Here is a 21979-nt window from a genome sequence, read left to right as displayed (position 1 = left end):
TTATTTCTATCTTTGCAATTGCCTTAGACAGTTCAAATCGTACCTCCCTTTCATATAGGGAGGTTTTTTTGACGAATTGTGCCAAAAAGAAATGTGAAGAGGTGTGTTATACTAGAAAGCGAGGTGTTTGATTATGAAGAAGAAAATCATGTTAGAGTGGTTTGAACAAGGCAGCATTGCGATTCCAAAATTATTAATGATGCACTATAAAAAACTCGGTTTGAATGAAGTAGAGTTTATGGTACTATTGCATGTCCATACATTTTTAGAATCGGGAAATTCTTTCCCAACACCAGGAGAAATTGCAGAGCGAATGACCATTACACAAACAAAGTGTATGGAGATTATTCAAGCATTAATTCATAAAGGTTTTTTAGCGTTAGAAGGAAGCCGTAAATCTGCAGCGATGATTTGCGAAAGCTACTCATTACAGCCTCTTTGGGAAAAGATATTACACTTTTTAATGAGTGAGAATATTGAAGAAGAAGAGCGGGAACAAAAACAATTACAAATAAATTTATATACGGTGTTTGAGCATGAATTTGGAAGACCATTATCTCCATTTGAGTGCGAGACGTTAGCAATGTGGCAAGATCAGGATCAACATGATTCACTTTTAATTCAAGCTGCTCTTCGCGAGGCTGTTATGAGCGGAAAGTTGAACTTTCGTTATATCGATCGCATATTGTTTGAGTGGAAGAAGAACGGAATTAAAACACTTGATCAAGCGCAGAACCAAGGACGTAAATTTAGAGAAAATCAGCAACGAAATCAGCAAGTATCACGTCAAGAAACGAAGTATACAGGAAAAGTACCGTTTTATAATTGGCTAGAGCAATAATGGTAGGAGGAAAAAATGCTAAACAAAACACAAATTAGACATTGCCTTGATGTAATGGGAGAAATGTATCCAGAAGCACATTGTGAACTTAATCATGACAACGCATTTGAACTTGTTATTGCAGTAGCACTATCTGCGCAGTGTACAGATGTTCTTGTAAATAAAGTAACAAAAAATTTATTTCAAAAATATAAAACACCAGAAGATTATTTAAGCGTGCCTTTAGAAGAATTACAACAAGATATTCGCTCTATTGGTTTGTATCGAAATAAAGCGAAAAATATTCAAAAACTATGCCGTATGCTTATTGATGAATATAATGGAGAGGTGCCGCAAGATAGAGACGAGTTAACGAAGCTACCAGGTGTAGGGCGAAAAACTGCAAATGTTGTTGTCTCTGTTGCATTTGGTATTCCGGCTATTGCTGTTGATACGCATGTAGAGCGCGTTAGTAAACGACTTGCCTTTTGCAAATGGAAAGATTCTGTATTAGAAGTAGAGAAGACTTTAATGAAGAAGGTACCGATGGAAGAGTGGGGTGTAACACACCATCGTATGATTTTCTTTGGACGTTATCATTGCAAGGCGCAGCGTCCTCAGTGCGAAGAATGCAGGTTGTTAGAGCTATGTCGTGAAGGTAAGAAACGTATGAGAGAGAAGGAGAAGGAATGAAGCAAGTACTTGAAATACCAAATGATTTTCGGCGTAGTCCTTTCTTTGAAGAAGAGACTGTTATTAAATACAATGCAGAGAAATCGTTTGGGGAGCTTTTAAAAGAGACATGCTTTTTCTTTGATATCGATCAGCGATATAAGCCGTGGAATGAGATAGAAAAGAGTGTTTCTACTGTATTAAGCTTATGGAAAGAACAAAAAGAGGAGATTTCTATACTATTTCGAAATCGAAACAAAAAAGAAGCAAAAGATCCCATGGTCCGTTTTGCAGGACATCTTTTATCCAGTTTACACTGGATGAACGGAACGTCTGTTGTCAGTTTACAGGATATGAATGAACAAATAGAAAGGCTAGAAAATAAGCCAGTTAACTTTATGGAGCGTTTTTTATTTATTATGAAACAGCCGGATCATTATCATTCTTTTATTCAACTGACACAGTTATATGAAGAAATGGAAAAGTTATATGTTAGAGTACTTATTATGCAAAAGAAGCCATCTTCTCTGTAGAGAAGATGGCTTCTTTTTTATTCGTTTGTAACTTGTTATCATTATTAATGAGTCGGTTTATTTGGATTTCCACCGTCTGCTGGTGGATTCGGGTGATTTCCTTCACCCGGTGTGGTTCCTCCACTTGGTGGGGTAGTTCCTCCACTTGGTGGGGTCGTTCCTCCGCCTGGTGGTGGGGTAGTTCCTCCACCTGGTGGGGTCGTTCCGTTATTTTGGTTTTGGTCTTGATTTTGATTTTGATTTTGTTTATCTTGTTCAGCCTTCTTAGCAGCATCTTCTTCGGCTTTTTTCTTAGCGTCATCCTCAGCCTTTTTCTTAGCAGCTTCTTCATCAGCTTTTTTCTGAGAATCATCACCACCAGGCACTGTTACCGTCGCAATTGCTGCATCACTCGAGCTGCCACCTTTTTTCGCAACAAGAGAGATGGTATACGTAACACCAGGTTTTACACCGCTAATGGTTGCACTTGTGCCGCTTACTTTTGCACTACCGCTAGAACCGTCACTACCTTTATAGCTTACAGCATAGGATACGTCTGAATCAGATGAAGCAGCCCAGCTTAATGATATAGTTTGGGTAGCAGCATCATATGACGGATTCATTCCAGTTGGTGCATCTACGTTAATTTTTGGAACATCATCCTTTTTAGCACCTTTAACGTAAAGTTCATTACCTACTCGTTCTACACTGCTTGGCATTTCAAAACGAGATTTATCACTTCCAAATTCACTCATCATCGCTTTAAACATACGTTGTGCGATAGTAGCTGATGGTGAGTGATTAGCAATAAAATTGTCTGGACCATCTTTATCGTACCCAGTCCATACAGCCATTGTATATTGTGGTGTATAGCCAGCGAACCAACTATCACGGTTTGCTGTGGATGGAATGCCATATTTTCGTAATACTTTGTCATCAAAGTTTGTTGTTCCTGTTTTACCAGCAACGTCTAATGATGGAACATTTGCTGCTTTACCAGTACCAGAATCTACAACACTACGAAGCATATCTGTAATCATATATGCTGTGTAATCTTTCATTACTCGTTTTCCTTTTGGTGTAAAGTTCACTTCTTTTCCATCAGGATATACAACTTTTGTTACGAAGTGTGGTTTATGATATACACCGCCACTTCCGAATGATGCATACGCACCAGCAAGATCAAGAGGAGATGAAGAGTTACTTCCGATTGCTGTTGATTCATGTACACCATCTTGTCCAAATGTCATACCAAGTCCTTCAGCAAAAGATTGTGCTTTATTTAAACCAACTTCTTTAGCAGTTTTTACAGCAGGTACGTTGCGTGATTGTGCTAATGCATCACGCATTGACATTGGACCTTTGTGGTCGTTATCAAAATTTCGAACCTCTTGGCCTGTTGAATATTTAAACGGTGAATCGTCAATTTGATGATATGTCGACCATTGGTTGTATTCAACAGCAGGACCGTAATCAAAAATTGGCTTCATTGTAGAACCCACTTGGCGCTGTAAGTCAACAGCCATGTTATGTCCTTTAAATGTTGCTTTATCTTCGCCGCGTCCGCTACCGATTGCACGAACTTCACCTGATTCTGTATCCATAAATACAAATGCACCTTGGAATTTGTCATTTGGATAGTTAATAACGTCTTCTGTATTCATTATTTTATCTGCATAGTTCTGTGCTTTTGGATCTAATGTTGTGTAAATAGAAAGACCATCAGAACCAATGTTGACATCTTTAATTTGTGATTCGATTTCTTTTACTGCAGCATCTAAGAATCCTTGATATGGCATTTGTGTTGCTTCTTGAGACGGCTGAAGACCTTCCGTTACTGGAACTTTCTTCGCATCTTCCATTTGTTGCTTCGTAATATAGCCATGTCTGTTCATTAAATATAATACTGTGTCGCGTCGTTCTGTTGCAGCCTTCACGTTTTCTGGCTTTGTCGGATCATAAATACTAGGACCTTGTGGTAATCCTGCAAGCATCGCTGCCTCAGGTAATGTTAAATCTTTTAATTCTTTTCCATAATAATTTTTTGCAGCTGTTGCAATACCATAAGAACGGTTACCTAAGTTAATTTTGTTTAGGTACATTTCTAGAATTTCATGTTTTGAATATTGCTGTTCTAACTTGTAAGCTAAATACCATTCTTGTACTTTACGTTTTGTAGTTTTTTGCATTGTCAGGAAATAGTTTTTAACAACTTGTTGTGTAATTGTACTACCACCTTGAGAACCGAAATCCCCAGTTACATTTAAGAAAATCGCTTTTGCAGTACGTCTATAATCAATTCCATGGTGCTCATAAAAACGTGAATCTTCTGTAGCTAGGAAGGCATTTTCTACTACTTTTGGAACTTGATCATATGTGATTTTCGTTCGCTTTTCAGCGCCATATTCATATATGAAATTGCCGTCTTTATCATAAAATTTTGTTGATAATGGAATTTCAAGTTTTGCTTTATCTAATTTTGGAGCATCCTTTACCATAATAAAGAAAGCAGAAACCCCAGCTACTAGTGTCACGATGCCTACTAATAAGCAAGTGATTAAAAATTTACGTAGAAAAGAACCTTTTTTCTTTGGTTTCTCTTTTTTAGGATGTTCTGGCTTCTGTTTTTTAGCTTGTTTTCGTTCTTCACGAGAACGATAATTTTCTGACATTATACTTTCTCCTACCTTTCATTTCCTCCCCAAAAGTCGAAAAATGAGCCTTATTGTTGACTCTATCACGAAAAATAAAGTGTGTCTAGTGTATGAATATAATCAATGCGGGGGTGATAACCGCACGGTAATAAGTATCCATACTCTTCCACTTCTTGTTTTGTAATTGATTTACGTCCACCAGCTTCTTGTCGATTCCAAAATGTAATGACATGTTTTGCTTCTAATAAATAAAATTCATCATAAAGTGTAAATTTAATAATAACAAATGCAATCCCATTATGAGCTAATACTTGCTTCATATGTTTAATTTGATGAAGGTGGAAGTTTTGTAATGGAAAGCTTGTTTTATTTTTAGTTTCTTTCGCTTCAAAGTCAATGTATTTGCCTTTGTATACACCGTTGTAATCGGTTGTAGAAGGTTGTTTAAAGTACGCTTCTTTAATTACAGCAGCGCTTCGTTTTGGATAATCGACTTTTACAATTTGAAGAGGGGTGGGTTTTTTATGAACACAAGCAATATTGTGCGTTAAATAGTACTGATTTGTTTCGTTTAGTTCCTCTTCAAGTGACATACCTCTATTACTATAAGTATGTTTTCTTGTAGGAGCATTATGAGTTTGCTGCGTTTCATTATACTTTCTTCCGTTTGGGTAACGAATGGTCATAGATTGTACACTCCAACTTGCATAGAATCACTTACAAAGGTGATTATATCAAAAAAAATGAAAAATAGGCGATTTTTTTGAATATAGAGAAGGGGTGAAAGTATTGTGTTTGCACAAAGTGAATATGAAAAAATAAGACAAAAAAGGCAAGTTACTTCCTATACAAAAGAAGAGAAAGAACTCGTGCATCGTATTGAGCAACAAACTATTCTTGCTAATGTTGATAACATTTCGCGCACGCATGCTTATAAAGAATATTATGAACACAATAAAGAAATTCGTTGGTCATTTTTAGCCAGTATGATATCTCGTAATGCAGGCTGGAATATGACAGATTTAGAAGGAAAATATTATCCAAAAGTTTTATCCAAGGAGATACGTAAACAGTTATATCTTACATATGAACGTGCAAATTGGCTTATTTTTTTAGATGCATATCCCCAGCTGTTATTGTATGAATATAGTAAACAAATGCAAAAACCGTTGTTTCATTTGTTACAAATATTTTCTGTTTCCATATTTATGGAAGTGGAATGGAATTATTTTTGGAATCAAAAAAATGAGGATCGACTTATGACAGCGCTCATAATTAATGAACAACATATCATTCAAAAGCCGGTAATCGAACATCCTTTTTATCAAAAGCATGTATTTCAAACATTATTATTCAAATTTCAAGAATTATTTCATTTTAGTGCAGTGATATTTCCAACAGTTAATGGGAATTTATATGGTTTCTCTGTACGTCAGTTTGAAACTCTAATAAAGAGAATTGAGCTAGGGAAACGATTAGCATGGTTATTGTTTCATCCAACTTATAAGGATTCGTTTTATACATTTTCCTCTCAAACAGTTCATACAGGGTCGAGGTTAGATTATGAACAATACTTCTCTACTTTTAAGGAGCAAGATACTCCTCAGCTTCGTGATGTATTTTCTGTCATCTCACATCATCGTGATGCAGAGAAAGATTGGTTTCATTCAGGAGTGAATATAGAGGAATTGTTTTTGTTTGAAGAACCGAAAATAAACATTGATATTACAGAATGGTTTTTACACAAACAGAAGCAATTACACTTGTTTGCTTCACTCAACATCCTTTTTTAACAGAATTCAGTATTCATGATATAATAAAAAAATCCCGCTTCATGAAAGCGGGAAGAAGATTAAACTAGCTGTAAAAACCCGATTGGCACAACTAACTTTTCATGGAAGAAAACCGTTTCCATGAAAAGAAGTTTCACTTTACCCCGCTCAAACGGTTGGTAAGAAGTGAGAGCGGGAAGGGAATCAAACCAACCGTAAGAGCCCGATTGGTTCAACTAACTTTTCATGGAAGAAAACCGTTTCCATGAAAAGAAGTTTCACTTTATGTAGCAGGGAAATTTGGTCCATCCAATTTTGGATTTCCTGTTTCTGGTTTGTTTTGTCTACTTTGAGTTTGGTTTTTCTTGCTTTCATTTTTGCCTTCATTTTTGTTTTTAGCCATTGTCAACACCTCCCTTTCGTATTGTTGCCACTTTCATAAACTTCATACAAAAAATCACTTTCTTTGCCGAATTAAAACTAGTTTTGTCAAGCATGCAGGAGCGAAAAAGGAGCTGTCGAATTAACATGACAAAAGGAAGGCAAAGAGGGAGGCGTTTTGAAGATGAAAATGGTTCAGAAAGAGGATGTAATGAAAAAAATGGATCAGATGTTAAATACTCTTGATTTGCTTGAAATGAACGTGTCGCTTAGAGTTAATCATGCGCTTAAGGATAAAAGAGAACTTGTCGCTAATAAAGTAGAGATAATGGAAATGCATATAAAACATATGGAAACGAAATTATTGCATCATGAAGAGAAAGGTAATTGGGTACAAACGTTTCAAGTAGTAGCAGTTAGCATATAAGTAGGTGGAAATAGTGGAATATATAATATTGATTGAAGTGACAAAAAAATTAATTAAATATAATGATGAAACAATTATAAAAAAAAGAGAAAGTGAAGAACTTGAGTTTGACTTTTATCATGACATAAAGCCATTCGTGTCTTTAGTAGATGAAGGATTAGAAGAATGGAAACAGCTCGCGATTGATTGGTTGTATCGAGCAAAGCCTAAATATATACATGTACAGCAAATCGAACAAGTATGTACAAATTTACAAAGTAATTCTTTACAGTGTTTTGCACAGAAAATGAATGGAAAGCGTTTTTATGAAACACATCAGGCGATTCATTATACATTACAAAATATTTTAGAACAGTGTAAATGATAAGAGGGGAGCCCCCTCTTATTTTTATCCCGCTGTTTTAGGGCAGTAAGCCCGATTGGGCGAGCTTACCATCAGTGAGAGACGAAGAAAACCCCCACTGATGGAAATTTCACTTTATATTTCTGTCACGATATCTTTTCCTGTTTCGTAAGCTGGTTTTGTAGCCCCGATTGTTTCTAGTTCACGTGTTACACTTCTATACTGTGATAAGCAAATTTTTCCTTGTAAATAAGAATGTCTTGCAAAATCAAGTAACTCATTTAAATCCTCAGGTTCATATCCCTTTTTTTCGAAAAAATCTTGTTTTAAATCCCCTAATACCATGCTGATTCCTCCCCCATAAGAATCTTTTCTATTTAATGGTAGCATACAAACGCTTACTTTTTTATTTTTTTGAAAATTTAAATTTTGCGTAAGATATAATTTGTATTACTTTATCAACTATCGGTTGTCTTTTACCTTTTATGGTAATGATTTGAAAAATGGGAATCGACTAGTAATGGCCAATGAAAAAACTAGTCAACGCAGGAATTTTCAACTTATAGGATGATTACACATTTTTTTTATGATTTCATATTCTAACTATATAGAAAACTGTTAGAGGAGGGAGAATGTATGTTTCAACATTCCAGCATGTATCAGATTGAACAGGATCCATACTTACGTTATAATATGTATCCTTTTATGCCTTACTATATGAATCAAACAAATTATTTTCAACCTTTTCAACTTCCGCCAATGAATCAGCCAATGAATCAACCAATGAATCAACCAATGAATCAACCAATGTTTTATCCACCGAAACAACCTATTCAATCTTCTTTTCATCCACATACGCCATATCCGATGATGAATAAACAAAACTATACAAAACAACAACCAAGTCAATTTTCCAGTTTTATATCGCAGTTTAAAACAGCTGATGGAAATTATGACATTAATAAAATGATGGGTACTGCAGGTCAAATGATGAATGCAATGAATCAAATTACCGGCATTGTCAAACAAGTAGGGGGCTTTTTTATAAAGTGAAGCTTCCTTTCGTGGGTGTCTTTCCCATGAAAGGTTAGCTGAACTAATCGGGCTCATACGGGCTGTTTTTTAATCTTTTACATAGGAAAATATGTGTAAAGGATTGAAGAAGAATTTCCTAAAATGTGTATGATACGTGCAGGTTAATGAAAATCCAAATTTTGCATGTGAAATGTCATAAAAAGGAGTTGTTCGGACTTTCCATCCATTTTACAATGACAGTAGCTTTAAAATATGATGTATGGAGAGAACGAATGTGAAAAAGGTTATTTTACTTTTGTTTTTTGTCATGATTACATTAACTGTTTTTATTTTTACAAAATTTAAACATTTCTTATAGACAAATTTCCAATATAGAAATAGGTGTTTGTAACAAACGGCTTTTACTCTTTTCTCATATTGTAAAGTGTAAGCTCATTTTCAAACTGTGAGAGGAGAGAGAACTATGCATCATTGTCATCCTTGCTTCGGGGGAGCAGCACCTTTCGGGGGAGCAGTTGCACCTTTCGGAGGAGCAGTTGCACCTTTCGGGGGGGCAGCGCCTTTCGGGGGAGCAGTTGCACCTTTCGGAGGAGCAGTTGCACCAATTACAACAACACCTCCTATTGTGCATCCGACAAAATGTTGTGAAACACACACATTTTCAAAAACGGTGGTCCCTCATATTCACCCAACGCATACGAAACACGTTCATCATCAGCTAGTGCAATCTCAGCATTATTTCCCACAAACACACTCTGCTGCAAATGTTATAGACCCTGTTGATCCAGCGTTTGGTGGAGGGTTTGGTGGAGGATTTGGTGGACATCATGGACATCATTGCCCATGTGGCCCTCAAGTATCGCCATTTGGTCCAAATGTTGGACCAAGTGTAAGTCCAGCAATGTTACCGCCAGGCCCAAATGTTGGACCAAGTGTAAGTCCAGCAATGTTACCACCAGGCCCAAATGTTGGTGGCATGTTTAAAAAGTAAGTGTTATGCTAGAACTAGCAAATTGCTAGTTCTTTTTTTTAGAGAAGGGGCGTTTCATATGAAAGTTGTAGCTGTTACAGGATATAAGCCATTTGAACTAGGCATTTTTTCAAATGACCATCCTGGAATTTCTTACATAAAAAAAGCGATACATCAAAGGCTGCTTTCTTTGCTAGAAGAAGGATTAGAATGGGTTATGATTAGCGGACAATTAGGGATTGAGCTATGGGCAGCTGAAGTTGTATTTGATTTGCAATTGGAATATCCAGATTTGAAATTAGCTGTATTTACCCCTTTTTTAGAGCAAGAAGAAAATTGGAAAGAAAACAATCGGGAGTATTATGAATTTATTCTTTCACAAGCTGATCACGTTGATAGCATAACGAAGCGGAAATATGAAAGCCCAGAGCAATTCCGGCTAAAAAATCAGTTTTTCATTGAAAAAAGTGATGCACTACTTGCTATGTATGATGAAGAGAAACCAGGAAGTCCTAAATATATAGTAGAGGCAGCGAAAAAAAAGGAAGAAGCACAAAATTATCAATGTTATTTTATACTTTTTTCTGATTTACAAGATATAATAGAAGAAGAACAGTGGAATAAGGAAATATGATTGACAAAACGGACTGTTTCTGAAAAAATTTACTTAATGAAAGTTTTGGTAAAGACTTGAGGTGGAATAAATGATTTCTGATAAAATTAAGTTAACAGCGAAAGATATTTTAGAAAAAGAGTTTAAAACAGGAATGCGAGGCTATCAACAAGAAGAAGTAGACAAATTTTTAGACATGATTATTAAGGATTATGAAGCATTCCATAAAGAAATTGAACAATTACAGCAACAAAATTCACGTCTAAAGCAAGAATTGGAGCAGCAAAAAGCAATGGCGCAACAAGTGCAATCTCAACCGGCGCCAACTCCAGCTCCAGCTCCAGCTCCTGTTCCTACTCCGCAACCAGTTTATAACAATACGAATACAGATATTTTAAAACGTCTGTCGAATTTGGAAAAAGCTGTGTTTGGAAGTAAATTGTACGAATAATGGAAGCATCTAAATAAACTTGTAGCAATTTACATGCAAAAAACGTTGCAAAATGTTTATGTTTCCACTATACTAATTCATGTCATAACGTTTGGGTAATCGCTGCAACGCTTAGTTGTAGAGGAAAGTCCATGCTCGCACGACCTGAGATGGTCGTAGTGTTCGTGCCTAGCGAAGTCATAAGCTAGGGTATTCTGGCGTAAAGCTGGATTAACGGCAGGGAAAAAACCTAAGTCCATTGGATATGGTTTGACTACCTTTAAAGTGCCACAGTGACGAAGTCCCAGAAGAAATGATGGGAGTGGAACGAGGTAAACCCCACGAGCGAGAAACCCAAATATTGGTAGGGGAACTTTTCCTAAGGAAATGAACGATGGGAAAAGACAGATGCAATTGCTCTGTAGATAGATGATTGCCACCGGAGTACGAGGCGTGGGCCGTTTGCAGTACAAAGGTACAGAACATGGCTTACAGAACGTTATGAACCAATCATGAGTTAGTTCAGCTCTCCTTTGTAAGAGGAGGGCTTTTTATTTGTATGAACTTTTGGAATGTGAGTTAAAATGGTAAAGAAAGTTTTGCAAACTTAATACAATTGAAGTGAAATAAGTTGTTATGATTTTAACTGATTAGCAGAGAACAATATACTGCTAATGAGTGTTTGATTATATATTATGAGGAGAATGGAAATGGGAAAAGTTACTTTAATTGCAACTGCTGCAATGGGAATTGAAGCGCTTGTTGCAAGAGAAGTTCGCAATCTCGGTTATGAATGCCAGGTAGATAATGGGAAAGTAACGTTTGAAGCGGACGAAAAAGCTATTTGTCGCAGTAATTTATGGCTCCGTACAGCGGATCGTGTGAAAATTAAAGTTGGTGAATTTAAGGCAACAACATTTGATGAATTATTTGAAAAAACAAAGGCACTAAATTGGGGAGATTATATTCCGGAAAATGGAGAATTCCCTGTTATTGGTAAATCGATCAAATCTACATTATTTAGTGTACCTGATTGTCAAAGTATCGTAAAAAAAGCAGTCGTTGAAAAATTGAAAAGTACATATAGACGTACAACATGGTTTGAGGAGAATGGCCCGCTATTTCGTATCGAAGTTGCACTATTAAAAGATGTAGCGACGTTGACAATTGATGCAAGTGGTGTTGGGCTTCATAAACGTGGATACCGCGTAGGGCAAGGGGAAGCACCGTTAAAAGAAACGTTGGCAGCTTCGTTAATTATGCTGACAAACTGGAGGCCGGATCGTCCATTTGTAGATCCATTTTGCGGCTCTGGAACAATTCCACTTGAAGCTGCATTAATTGGCCAAAATATTGCCCCAGGTTTTAACCGTGATTTTGCTTCTGATGGATGGGATTGGGTTGGTAAAGACAACTGGCGCATGGCTCGTGAAGAAGTAGAGGATTTAGCAAACTACGATCAACCACTTCAGATTATCGGATCAGACATTGATCATCGTATGGTGCAAGTTGCGCAGGATAATGCTGATGAAGTGGGACTTGGTGATCTTATTACATTTAAGCAAATGCAAGTAAAAGATTTTACAACAAAAGAGGAATATGGTTATGTTGTGACGAATCCTCCATACGGAGAGCGTTTAAGTGAAAAGCCTCTTGTTGAAAAAATGTATGCGGATATGGGACAAGCATTTAGGCCGCTGGATACTTGGTCTTTATATGTATTAACAAGTCATCCAGAGTTTGAGAAATGGTACGGCAAAGATGCATCAAAGAAACGAAAATTATTTAATGGATTTATTCGCACTGATTATTATCAGTATTTCGGCAAACGTCCGCCGCGTGATTAGTATAAAACTTCTTTAGAACGCATATACTTGCTATTATGCGATTATCTAAAGGAGGAAGCGCTAATGGATGGTTTGCAATTTTCTATGATTCAAAAGGCTATTCATCATACATATGATGAATTAGAAAAAGAAGTAAACCTTCACGGCGTAGCTGATCATGAATTACAAAGAGCACGTGAAGAATATTTATCAGCTTTATCACATGAAACATTGATTGATAAACGGTATTTAAAGTCATTGATAGAGTAAAAAAGTTTTCCTGCATCTAGGAAAACTTTTTTCGCTCATTTTTGGTATCCCGCATTAACGGGCAGTAAGCCTCCACCTCAAGATTGAGAGAAAAGCGAAGAAGATAGGTGGGGGATAACTGCCCGTAAAAGCCCGATTGGTTCAACTAACCATCAGTGGGAATGAAGAACCCCCACTGATGGAAGTTTCACTTTATGTAAGCAACAAGAAAACAGCAACTGCTCTTTTTATGAGTAGTTGCTCTGTCTTTTTATATAGAAATTATGTAGTTGGAGGAATAACATGTTTACGAAGCAAAAGCTGCCATTTGAAGTGGGGAAACAAGATAATTTTTTCGACAAGTTAAATGAGTGGATTGGAGACGTATTTTACGACATTTTACCGGAAAAGGGATTTGAAGAGCGGGACGAACAAATTTTCATGGCGTTCCAATTAGAACGAGCATTTCAAGAGAAGAAAGTAATGTTTGCTGAAGCGGGTGTTGGAACAGGGAAAACAATTGTATATCTTCTTTATGCGATTTGTTATGCACGTTATACAGGGAAGCCGGCGATTATTGCTTGTGCGGACGAAACGTTGATTGAGCAGCTTGTGAAAGAAGAAGGAGACATTGCTAAATTATCAGAAGCATTAGGATTATCTGTCGATGTACGTTTGGCAAAATCAATGGAGAATTATCTATGTTTACGTAAACTCGAAGATGTAATGAGTGGACGAGCTCCGGAAGTGATTGAAGATTTGTATTATGAATTGCCTCAATTCGTATTTGATCATGGAACAATGCAAAACTTTACTCATTACGGCGATCGAAAAGAATTTCCGTTATTAAACGATGAAGAATGGTCTAAAGTATCTTGGGACTATTTCCAGGACTGTTTTACATGTGAGTCTCGCCATCGCTGCGGACAAACATTATCTCGTGAACATTATCGTAAAGCTGCAGATTTAATTATTTGTTCGCAAGATTTTTATATGGATCATATTTGGACGTATGATGCACGTAAACGTGAAGGACAAATGCCATTGTTACCGGAAAGTAGCTGCGTTGTTTTTGATGAAGGGCATCTTGTAGAATATGCAGCGCAAAAAGCACTTACGTATCGTTTAAAACAAACAATGATGGAACAACTTTTAACAAGATTACTGCAAAATGATATTCGCGAAGAGTTCGCTCATTTAGTAGAAGAAACAATTTGGCAAACGGAACAGTTCTTTGAAGCGCTAAAAGAAAGTAAGAAAGAAATTGCTGGTTCTGACCGTTTAGAAATTCAATTAACAGAAAAAGTAACGACAGAGGCAAAGCGTTTATATGCAAAAATCTCTGAAGTTGGCGACGCGCTTGTTTTTGAAAGTGAAATGTACACAGTGAACACATATGATTTAAATATTGTTGACGAACATTTAGATGTATTAGAGCATTCATTACGCTTGTTTATGCATGAGAAAAATGTAATTACGTGGGGAGAAGAAGGCGATGGTGCCTTTACGCTTGTTATTATGCCGCGTGCGGTGGAAGAAGTGCTGCAAGAAAAAGTATTCTCCAAAAAAATTCCGTACATCTTCTCATCTGCGACATTATCAGAAAATAATTCTTTTGCATTTACTGCAAATAGCTTAGGGGTAAAAGATTACTTGTCATTCTCAGTTGCTTCTCCATTCGAATATGAAGAGCAAATGAAAGTTTATTTACCAACATATACAAAAGAGAATGAATGGGAAAGAAAATGTCAGTATGCATTAGAAGAAATCCAAAAAACAAATGGACGTACATTGATTCTGTTCCGTACGAAACAAGAGCTATTAGCATTTAAAGAATATGTAGGGAAAGAACAAATGTCAGTACCGTTTTTATATGAAGGAGATCAAGAAATTAGTCAGCTTGTTTCTCGTTTCCAAAATGAAGAGGACACGGTATTATGTGCGGTTCATTTATGGGAAGGTTTAGATATTCCAGGTTCTTCGCTAACTCATGTTATTATTTGGTCACTTCCATTTCCTCCGAATGACCCTGTGTTTGAAGCGAAGCGTAAGCACGTAAATGATTCGTTTTGGGATGTTGACGTTCCATATATGATTTTACGTCTTCGTCAAGGGATTGGGCGTTTAATTCGTACGAGTGAAGATAAAGGATATATTTCGCTATTCTTATCAGAAGGTGAGAATGAAAAAGTAGTAGAAGCTGTCAAACAAGTTCTCCCAGTAGAAGGGGAAATGTTACAATAAGCTTGGCATATGCCAAGCTTATTTATATATAAGAGGAATTTGCACATTTGCGTTGAATTAAAGTGGAGTAGGAAAAGGAGGGCTTTGAATATGACGGCAGTTACATATGAAATTGAAAAAGAGTTTCTAGCTTTTATAAAGAAAATGATGAATTATGAGGAAGCACTGAACCTTATATTTTGGGATTTACGCACAGGTGCGCCCAAAAACGGTGTAGATCAACGTTCTGAAGTAATTGGTATGCTTTCAGCAGAAGTGTTCGATATGTCAACATCTAAAGAGATGGAGGCTTATTTAATAGGATTAGAAGAGTTAATTGCAGAAGGAAAACTCTCAGATGTGACAAGAAAAACTGTAGAAGAGTGCCGAAAAGAATATGATCGAAATAAAAAAATTCCAAAGAATGAGTACGAAGAATTCGTCAAATTACAAGCAAAAGCAGAGAGTGTGTGGGAAGAAGCACGCGAAAAATCTGATTTTGAAATGTTCCGTCCATACTTAGAAAAGATTGTTGAATTTAAAAAGAAGTTTATTACATATTGGGGTTATGAAACATACAAGTATAATACATTATTAGATATGTACGAGCCTGGTGTAACAGTAGAAGTATTAGACCGTGTATTTGGTCAGTTACGTGAACGTATTGTTCCGCTTGTTGGACAAATTGCTAGTGCAAATAAAATGTTGCAAACGGAAGCATTAAGTAAACATTTTTCCAAAGAGCAGCAAAAACAATTTAGTTTACAACTATTAAAGCAATTGGATTATAATTTTGATGCAGGACGCTTAGACGAAACAGTGCACCCATTTGCAATTACATTAAATCGTGGTGATGTCCGCATTACAACACGCTATGATGAAAATGATTTCCGCATGGCGGTATTTGGCACAGTTCATGAATGTGGTCATGCAGTGTATGAGCAAAATATTTCAAAAGAATTAGAAGGTACACCGCTTTGTGATGGCACATCTATGGGTATTCATGAATCACAATCTTTATTCTTTGAAAACTTTATTGGTCGCAATAAGTCGTTCTGGAAAAAGAACTATGATTTATTAAAACAATTTACAGATGGCCAATTTAATAATCTGTCTATGGATGATTTTTACGATGCAATTAATGAATCGAAACCGTCTTTCATTCGTATCGAAGCGGATGAATTAACGTATCCACTTCATGTGATGGTTCGTTATGAAATTGAAAAAGAATTATTTGATGGAACATTAGAAGTAAAAGACTTACCATCTGTTTGGAACGAAAAAATGGAGAACTACCTAGGAATTCGTCCAGAAAATGACGCACAAGGCGTACTGCAAGATGTACACTGGGCTGGTGGAGATTTCGGATACTTCCCATCGTATGCGCTTGGTTACATGTATGCAGCTCAGTTCAAGCATAAGATGCTAGAAGATATTCCAAATTTTGATGAATTATTAGAAGAAGGAAATGTTACACCGATTCGTGAATGGTTAACAGAAAATATTCACCGATACGGAAAAATGAAACAACCGTTAGAAATTTTACAAGATGTAACGGGTGAAGGATTAAACGCGAACTATTTAGCGGATTATTTAGAGGGAAAATACAAGGGGATTTACGAGCTATAATAGAGAAAACGAGCTATTTATTTAGCTCGTTTTCATTTTAGAGTTGATTGGAATTGGAAATGTTATTTTTAATGCAATCGTTAGCCGTAGATTTTAAAGAAAATAGAGTTTCCTCGATATTATGAGGGAAATCTTTAAGGTTGCCCTCTATTTCAACCGTATCTTTGCTTAAATCCATAGAGATTGTCAGTATAATTCTTTCATTTTTCACATCAATAATGTCTATAGTAAATAGTTTATTTGCTAGGTCGATATTGATAAATTTGTATTGATATGTAAGTTTCAATTTGGCATAACTTGTATACTTATTTTTCATTGAATTTCCTCCATACACGCATATTATAGAGTACATTCACAGCAAGTCATGAGAATTCCTTCACCATGTACTATTATTGAATTAAAAAGCAGAGGAGCCAAAAAGCACCTCTGCTTGCTATATTACCACATTTTAAACCCTTTCGAACCTGGCGGCGCATTTTGAATCATATCTATAAATGGAATGGTATATGCGAATAAAATAAGCAACGCTGTAATTCCGAGCCATAGTTTCCAATTATCAAAGACAATCGGTGGTTGATCAGATGCATCAGATACTTCTCCAACCGGAAATTCAGTGTGCCCTTTCGGTGCAAAGAAAGCAAGATCTAAGAAGATAATAATTGCTAGTATAATGCCGACAAATAAGATTGTTCCTCCGACTGCTTGTGCAATTTGATATGGTATCCATTCAATTGCTTGAGGTGCATTTCCATATGTGGAAAAAGAAGAGCGGCGCGGAGCCCCTAGTAATCCAGCAAAGTGCATCCCAGCAGACATGAAGCACATTCCAAGTGCCCATACACAAGTTTGAATCATTGCAAGGCGATTCATTTCTTTTGTCATAACACGTCCTGTTAAGTGGGGGATAAGCCAATAGCCAATGCCGAAAAATGTTAATACAACAGATGTGGCTAATGTTAAGTGAAAGTGCCCTGTTATCCAAATTGTATTATGAACTACTTGGTTTAATTGATGGCTTGCATTCACAAGTCCTCCTGCTCCGGCTGGAATGAACATAAGCATTCCGACGAACGGTGCAAAGAATCTAGCATCCGACCATGGGAGCATACGAAGCCAGCCAAATAGTCCAGTTGCTCCTTTTGAGCGGCCGTATTGCTCAAATGATGCAAATAGAGAGAATGCTGTCATTAATGATGGGATGATAACCATGAATGTTAAGGTAACTTGTAAAAATTTCCACCCAGGATCAATACCTGGTTCTGTTAATTGATGGTGAAATCCAACCGGAACGGAAAATAATAAGAATAAAATAAATGATAAACGAGCGAGAGAATCACTAAAAATTTTTCCGCCAATAATTTTTGGAATAATCACATACCATGCCATGTAGGCAGGGAGAAGCCAAAAATATACAAGTGGATGGCCGAAGTACCAAAATAATGTTCGGCTAACGAGAACATCAATTTTATCAACAACGCCTAAACTCCAAGGAATAAATTGTACGAGGGCTGTTGCAGCAACGCCAAGAGTGGCAACGAGCCAAAGCAGCATTGTAATAACAGCCATGAAGCTAAGTAATGGACCGGTTTTTCCTTTGTTTTGTTTTTTCCATGTGCGATAATGAGCAAACATTGCAAAGCCGCTAAACCAACTGCCGACAACAACGAGGGTAAGACCGATGTAAAATCCAGGATGAGCTTTTAACGGAGCATAAAATGTATAGAGAACAGTAGCTTTATTTAATAGTATAAAAACTGCAGTAATCGTTGTTCCAATCGTCATAAGCCAAAAACCAATCCAGCCTGTTGTTCGTACCCCTTTTGAAAGAATCCCAGCAGTTTTGCTCATACAAGCAAACAAAAAGCCAATAATAAAAAATGTTGTTAATACGAGGCCGAGTAACACACCATGTGTTGTTAGTACTTGGTAATAACCAATTCCAGCTGGAAGATTAAACTTTCCAGATCGGACAAGTACTTGCAGTAATCCGCATATCCCTCCTAGAAATAGAGCGATAAATGCAACATGTATATGAGCCATCGCAAGTTTGGCATCTTTTTTGTATATTTTATCTTGAACATGCATCATTTGTCAGTCACCTCTACTTTCGCACTCATCATATGATGGCCTGTACCACAATATTCATTGCATACGATTAAATATTCACCGGGCTTGTGGAATACTTGAGAAGCTGTACTAACATAGCCAGGTTCAACCATCATATTCACATTTGTTCCAGCAATTTCAAAACCATGCACAACATCTTTCGTTGCGACAACAAAGTCAACTTTGGCACCTTTTGGCACTTTAATCACATTTGGTGTAAAGGAAAAGGCTTGTGAGACAATTGTTACTTGATAATGATCTTTACCAATTTGTTTTACACCAGGATGATCAAACGGAGCAGTCGCATTTACTTTTTCTGGATCAATTGTTGTTAAACAGCTGGGCGGCTGGTTTCCCATATAAAAGGCGCTTATTCCAATTACAGCTAAAAATACAAATAATGAACCAATACCGAAAATGAGCCAAATTTTTTCGTATTTATGCAGGTGCATATCCCATCTCCCCTTTGTTTACCAATAACATTACAATCGATTTAAAAAAATTTGATATACACTAAACCATGTAAAGATTAAAAAGAAGCCGAGTAAAAAAACAGAAATTAATGTTCCTTTTAGTGAACTTTTCTTTTGTTGTTTCTTCTCGACTGGCTGTAATTTGCGCTCCCCCATTTTTTCTCCTCCTCAAGAAAGTGAATTTTACACTTTTATCATACAAAATATTTTGACAATTACCACATAGTGGGTAGCGCTTTCAAAAAGTGTTCATTGATACAATTAAAACTATGCTTATGATGAAAAGTTGATAGGTCGTGATTTATTACAGATTTTGTAATGAGGAATTGTGAAAGAAATGTGAAATGGGTGATTCATTCACAATGCAGCAAGTTAAGTGGTTTTGAATTTCTTAAAAAATATGTGTATCATTTCAAAATGAAAGAGGTTTCAAAAGTCGAACGAAAAGTGTATATTTTCGAAATTTGTACGTGTTTTTTTCGATAAACGCTTTTCAAAGTAAAGAAAGTGAGTTATAATTCTTCTATAAATAAATAGGTTAGCAACACTCATATAATCGCAGGGATATGGCCTGCAAGTTTCTACCGAAGTACCGTAAATGCTTCGACTATGAGTGAGGACGAATATATTGCTATAGTGGCATTCTTTTTTTTTCAAAGCTCCAAAAGCACATCCCTCACTTGTATTGGGTGAAGGCTGCTTTTGGAGTTTTTTATTTGCATAAGAGGAGGAATTAACTATGAAATTATTACAAGAGAAAATTATGCGAGAAGGAAAAGTATTGTCAGATGATGTGTTAAAAGTGGATGCATTTTTAAATCATCAAATTGATCCAGTGCTTATGCAAGAAATCGGAAAAGAATTTGCAAAGCGTTTTAAAGACGAGAAGATTACAAAAATCGTGACGATTGAATCTTCAGGAATTGCTCCAGCTGTGATGGCTGCATTAGAATTTGGTGTAACAGTTGTTTTTGCAAGAAAACGTAAATCGTTAACGTTACAAGATAATATGTATATTGCAAAAGTATATTCCTATACAAAGCAAGAAACGAACGAGATCTCCATATCAAAACAATATATACATGAAGACGATCGTGTTCTTATTATTGATGACTTTTTAGCAAATGGTCAGGCAGCACTTGGTTTAATGAACTTAGTACAACAAGCAGGAGCAACAGTAGCGGGTATTGGAATCGTGATTGAAAAAGCATTTCAAGATGGAGGAAGTAAATTACGTGAGAGCGGCGTTCGTGTAGAATCATTGGCAGAAATCGCATCGCTTGATAATGGGACAGTTCGTTTTGTTGAACATGCGGTAGCGGAGGTGAAGTAAGGTGAAGCAACACCCTTTTAAGATTGCATCTCTTGGTATTCAACATATGTTGGCAATGTATGCTGGGGCAGTTATCGTTCCGCTCATTGTTGGAGGCGGACTTGGATTAAATCAGCGTGAACTTACGTATTTAGTGTCAATTGATTTATTAATGTGCGGTATTGCAACAATTTTACAAGCATTAACGAATCGCTTTTTTGGTATTGGGCTTCCGGTTGTGCTTGGTTGTACTTTTACAGCAGTCGGACCGATGATTGCTATTGGTAAGCAATATGGAGTATCCGCTGTGTATGGTTCTATTATTGCAGCAGGACTATTCGTTGTTTTGTTTTCTAGTGTGTTTGGGAAGCTTGTAAAACTATTTCCACCAGTTGTTACGGGTTCAGTTGTAACAGTTATTGGAGTTACATTAGTTCCAGTCGCGATTAACGATATGGCTGGCGGCGTAGGAAGCAAAGATTTTGGTAGTTTATCCAATTTAGCATTAGCATTTGGAGTATTGTTATTTATCATCATTATGTACCGTTTTTTTGATGGTTTCATTCGCTCTATTTCTATTTTATTAGGATTATTATTTGGTACAACAATTGCTGCGTTAATGGGAAAGGTAAGTTTACAAGCTGTAGCGGAAGCAGATTGGTTTCATGGTGTGCAGCCATTTTACTTCGGTACACCAACATTCGAATTAACACCTATTATTACAATGATTCTCGTTGCTTGTGTGGGAATTGTCGAAGCAACAGGAGTTTATTTTGCACTATCAGATATTTGTAACAAAAAAATTGGTGAAAAAGAATTAGCAAAAGGATACCGTGCAGAAGGAATTGCAATGATGTTAGGCGGTATTTTTAACTCATTTCCGTATACGACATATTCACAAAATGTAGGTCTTGTTCAACTGACAGGTGTGCGCAATCGTGTTGTCATTTACACATGCGGCGGTATGTTAATTGTACTAGGGTTTATTCCAAAGATTGCAGCATTAACAACAATTATTCCAACGCCAGTACTTGGTGGCGCCATGCTTGCGATGTTCGGAATGGTTATGGCATATGGAATTAAAATGTTAAGCGCTGTTAACTTTGCAAAACAGGAAAACTTATTAATTGTTGCATGCTCTGTTGGGATTGGTCTTGGTGTAACAGTTGTGCCAACATTATTCTCACAGCTGCCAGAGAGCGTTCGTATTTTAACAGATAACGGAATTGTATTAGGAAGTGCATCAGCAGTACTTTTAAATATTGTGTTTAATATGGTTCCGCAAAAACAAACGAAAGTAAAAGAAGAGCAAGTTGCTAAGGAAGAAAACAACGTAGCAAATTTTGCAGGTTAAACGGAATTTTAATACACCTTTATTCAACATATTACCGTCTAAAATATGTTAAAACGCCACCTCTAAATTCTTTCCTTTTGGAATGAATTTAGAGGTGGCGTTTTTTTATGAAAAGAAAAAGAATTAGTGTTCGAAAAGTGTCTGAGAATAGTGAAAAGAATTTGTATGATTTCGATTT

23 protein-coding genes, 1 other RNA gene and 1 riboswitch are annotated in these 21979 nt (G+C 36.5%); of the genes, 17 read left to right on the top strand and 7 right to left on the bottom strand.

What is annotated here, in order from left to right:
• The first annotated feature begins 133 nt into the window (after nt 1-133).
• The 3 genes from dnaD to AB1279_RS16500 are packed head-to-tail and all read left to right on the top strand — an operon-like array spanning nt 134 to nt 2025.
• Nucleotides 134-841 (top strand): DNA replication protein DnaD, encoded by a 708-nt coding sequence (gene dnaD / locus AB1279_RS16510; RefSeq protein ID WP_429750895.1) that lies wholly within the window; start codon nt 134-136, stop codon nt 839-841.
• A gap of 15 nt (nt 842-856) precedes the next feature.
• On the top strand, nt 857-1513 hold the full coding sequence (gene nth, locus AB1279_RS16505) for an endonuclease III (RefSeq protein WP_429759938.1): 657 nt from the start codon (nt 857-859) through the stop codon (nt 1511-1513).
• On the top strand, nt 1510-2025 hold the full coding sequence (locus AB1279_RS16500) for a YpoC family protein (RefSeq protein WP_429759936.1): 516 nt from the start codon (nt 1510-1512) through the stop codon (nt 2023-2025). Before nth ends, AB1279_RS16500 begins: the two co-directional genes overlap by 4 nt.
• Nucleotides 2026-2069: 44 nt before the next feature.
• On the opposite strand, the gene AB1279_RS16495 is transcribed toward AB1279_RS16500, so the two are convergent.
• On the bottom strand, nt 2070-4676 hold the full coding sequence (locus tag AB1279_RS16495) for a PBP1A family penicillin-binding protein (protein ID WP_429759935.1): 2607 nt from the start codon (nt 4674-4676) through the stop codon (nt 2070-2072).
• A 65-nt stretch (nt 4677-4741) separates the two neighbouring features.
• On the bottom strand, nt 4742-5344 hold the full coding sequence (gene recU, locus AB1279_RS16490; protein WP_429759934.1) for a Holliday junction resolvase RecU: 603 nt from the start codon (nt 5342-5344) through the stop codon (nt 4742-4744).
• A gap of 105 nt (nt 5345-5449) precedes the next feature.
• Between recU and AB1279_RS16485 the strand changes: the two genes are divergently transcribed.
• From AB1279_RS16485 to AB1279_RS16475, 3 genes are all read left to right on the top strand, one after another.
• On the top strand, nt 5450-6451 hold the full coding sequence (locus AB1279_RS16485) for a DUF2515 domain-containing protein (RefSeq protein WP_429759932.1): 1002 nt from the start codon (nt 5450-5452) through the stop codon (nt 6449-6451).
• 544 nt (nt 6452-6995) lie between these two features.
• Nucleotides 6996-7238: a hypothetical protein gene (locus AB1279_RS16480; protein ID WP_429750886.1), complete on the top strand. Its 243-nt coding sequence runs from the start codon at nt 6996-6998 to the stop codon at nt 7236-7238.
• A gap of 13 nt (nt 7239-7251) precedes the next feature.
• Complete coding sequence (locus AB1279_RS16475) at nt 7252-7602, top strand: YppE family protein (RefSeq protein WP_429759930.1); 351 nt, start codon at nt 7252-7254, stop codon at nt 7600-7602.
• Between the two features lie 114 nt (nt 7603-7716).
• On the opposite strand, the gene AB1279_RS16470 is transcribed toward AB1279_RS16475, so the two are convergent.
• Nucleotides 7717-7926 carry a YppF family protein gene (locus AB1279_RS16470; RefSeq protein ID WP_429759929.1) on the bottom strand — a complete coding sequence of 70 codons (210 nt, stop codon included), beginning with the start codon at nt 7924-7926 and terminating at the stop codon, nt 7717-7719.
• A 291-nt stretch (nt 7927-8217) separates the two neighbouring features.
• Between AB1279_RS16470 and AB1279_RS16465 the strand changes: the two genes are divergently transcribed.
• The 9 genes from AB1279_RS16465 to AB1279_RS16425 all read left to right on the top strand — a co-directional run bounded on the left by AB1279_RS16465 (nt 8218) and on the right by AB1279_RS16425 (nt 16556).
• Nucleotides 8218-8634 carry a YppG family protein gene (locus tag AB1279_RS16465; RefSeq protein WP_429759927.1) on the top strand — a complete coding sequence of 139 codons (417 nt, stop codon included), beginning with the start codon at nt 8218-8220 and terminating at the stop codon, nt 8632-8634.
• Nucleotides 8635-9079: 445 nt separating this feature from the next.
• Entirely contained in the window at nt 9080-9607 is a 528-nt protein-coding gene (locus tag AB1279_RS16460) for a CotD family spore coat protein (RefSeq protein ID WP_429750879.1), read from the top strand.
• Nucleotides 9608-9665: 58 nt separating this feature from the next.
• The gene (locus AB1279_RS16455) at nt 9666-10220 is read left to right on the top strand and encodes a DUF1273 domain-containing protein (protein ID WP_429759925.1); all 555 of its coding nucleotides are present in this window, start codon (nt 9666-9668) and stop codon (nt 10218-10220) included.
• 70 nt (nt 10221-10290) lie between these two features.
• Nucleotides 10291-10650, top strand: coding sequence for a cell division regulator GpsB (gene gpsB / locus AB1279_RS16450; RefSeq protein WP_429759924.1), 360 nt, complete (start codon nt 10291-10293; stop codon nt 10648-10650).
• An 87-nt stretch (nt 10651-10737) separates the two neighbouring features.
• Nucleotides 10738-11126, top strand: an RNA gene (gene rnpB, locus AB1279_RS16445) — RNase P RNA component class B.
• A gap of 213 nt (nt 11127-11339) precedes the next feature.
• Nucleotides 11340-12476, top strand: coding sequence for a THUMP domain-containing class I SAM-dependent RNA methyltransferase (locus AB1279_RS16440; RefSeq protein ID WP_429759923.1), 1137 nt, complete (start codon nt 11340-11342; stop codon nt 12474-12476).
• Nucleotides 12477-12539: 63 nt separating this feature from the next.
• Nucleotides 12540-12725 (top strand): DUF3921 family protein, encoded by a 186-nt coding sequence (locus AB1279_RS16435; RefSeq protein ID WP_429759921.1) that lies wholly within the window; start codon nt 12540-12542, stop codon nt 12723-12725.
• Nucleotides 12726-13007: 282 nt separating this feature from the next.
• The gene (locus AB1279_RS16430; RefSeq protein ID WP_429759920.1) at nt 13008-14948 is read left to right on the top strand and encodes an ATP-dependent DNA helicase; all 1941 of its coding nucleotides are present in this window, start codon (nt 13008-13010) and stop codon (nt 14946-14948) included.
• 90 nt (nt 14949-15038) lie between these two features.
• Nucleotides 15039-16556, top strand: a complete 1518-nt coding sequence (locus tag AB1279_RS16425; RefSeq protein ID WP_429750868.1) for a carboxypeptidase M32 — start codon at nt 15039-15041, stop codon at nt 16554-16556.
• A 37-nt stretch (nt 16557-16593) separates the two neighbouring features.
• Here AB1279_RS16425 and dhp61 read toward each other — a convergent pair whose 3' ends face one another.
• The 4 genes from dhp61 to AB1279_RS16405 form a co-directional block, all read right to left on the bottom strand.
• Nucleotides 16594-16872, bottom strand: coding sequence for a protein Dhp61 (gene dhp61 / locus AB1279_RS16420; protein ID WP_429759918.1), 279 nt, complete (start codon nt 16870-16872; stop codon nt 16594-16596).
• A gap of 122 nt (nt 16873-16994) precedes the next feature.
• On the bottom strand, nt 16995-18644 hold the full coding sequence (locus tag AB1279_RS16415) for a b(o/a)3-type cytochrome-c oxidase subunit 1 (RefSeq protein WP_429759917.1): 1650 nt from the start codon (nt 18642-18644) through the stop codon (nt 16995-16997).
• A complete protein-coding gene (locus tag AB1279_RS16410) occupies nt 18641-19114 on the bottom strand; it encodes a cytochrome c oxidase subunit II (RefSeq protein WP_429759916.1) in 474 nt (157 codons plus the stop codon). Before AB1279_RS16410 ends, AB1279_RS16415 begins: the two co-directional genes overlap by 4 nt.
• Nucleotides 19115-19144: 30 nt before the next feature.
• On the bottom strand, nt 19145-19291 hold the full coding sequence (locus tag AB1279_RS16405; protein WP_336482854.1) for a cytochrome c oxidase subunit 2A: 147 nt from the start codon (nt 19289-19291) through the stop codon (nt 19145-19147).
• 372 nt (nt 19292-19663) lie between these two features.
• Nucleotides 19664-19765: riboswitch (purine riboswitch) on the top strand.
• A gap of 109 nt (nt 19766-19874) precedes the next feature.
• On the opposite strand from AB1279_RS16405, the gene AB1279_RS16400 reads away from it, so the two are divergent.
• Nucleotides 19875-20468: a xanthine phosphoribosyltransferase gene (locus AB1279_RS16400; protein WP_429759913.1), complete on the top strand. Its 594-nt coding sequence runs from the start codon at nt 19875-19877 to the stop codon at nt 20466-20468.
• A 1-nt stretch (nt 20469) separates the two neighbouring features.
• The gene (pbuX, locus tag AB1279_RS16395; RefSeq protein ID WP_429759911.1) at nt 20470-21801 is read left to right on the top strand and encodes a xanthine permease PbuX; all 1332 of its coding nucleotides are present in this window, start codon (nt 20470-20472) and stop codon (nt 21799-21801) included.
• Nucleotides 21802-21979: the final 178 nt, after the last annotated feature.

Source organism: Bacillus sp. S14(2024), from assembly GCF_050473785.1.
GTDB classification, from domain to species: Bacteria; Bacillota; Bacilli; order Bacillales; family Bacillaceae_G; genus Bacillus_A; species Bacillus_A yunxiaonensis.
Note: the sequence above shows the minus strand (reverse complement) of the source record. Positions and strands in the feature narration are given on the sequence as shown.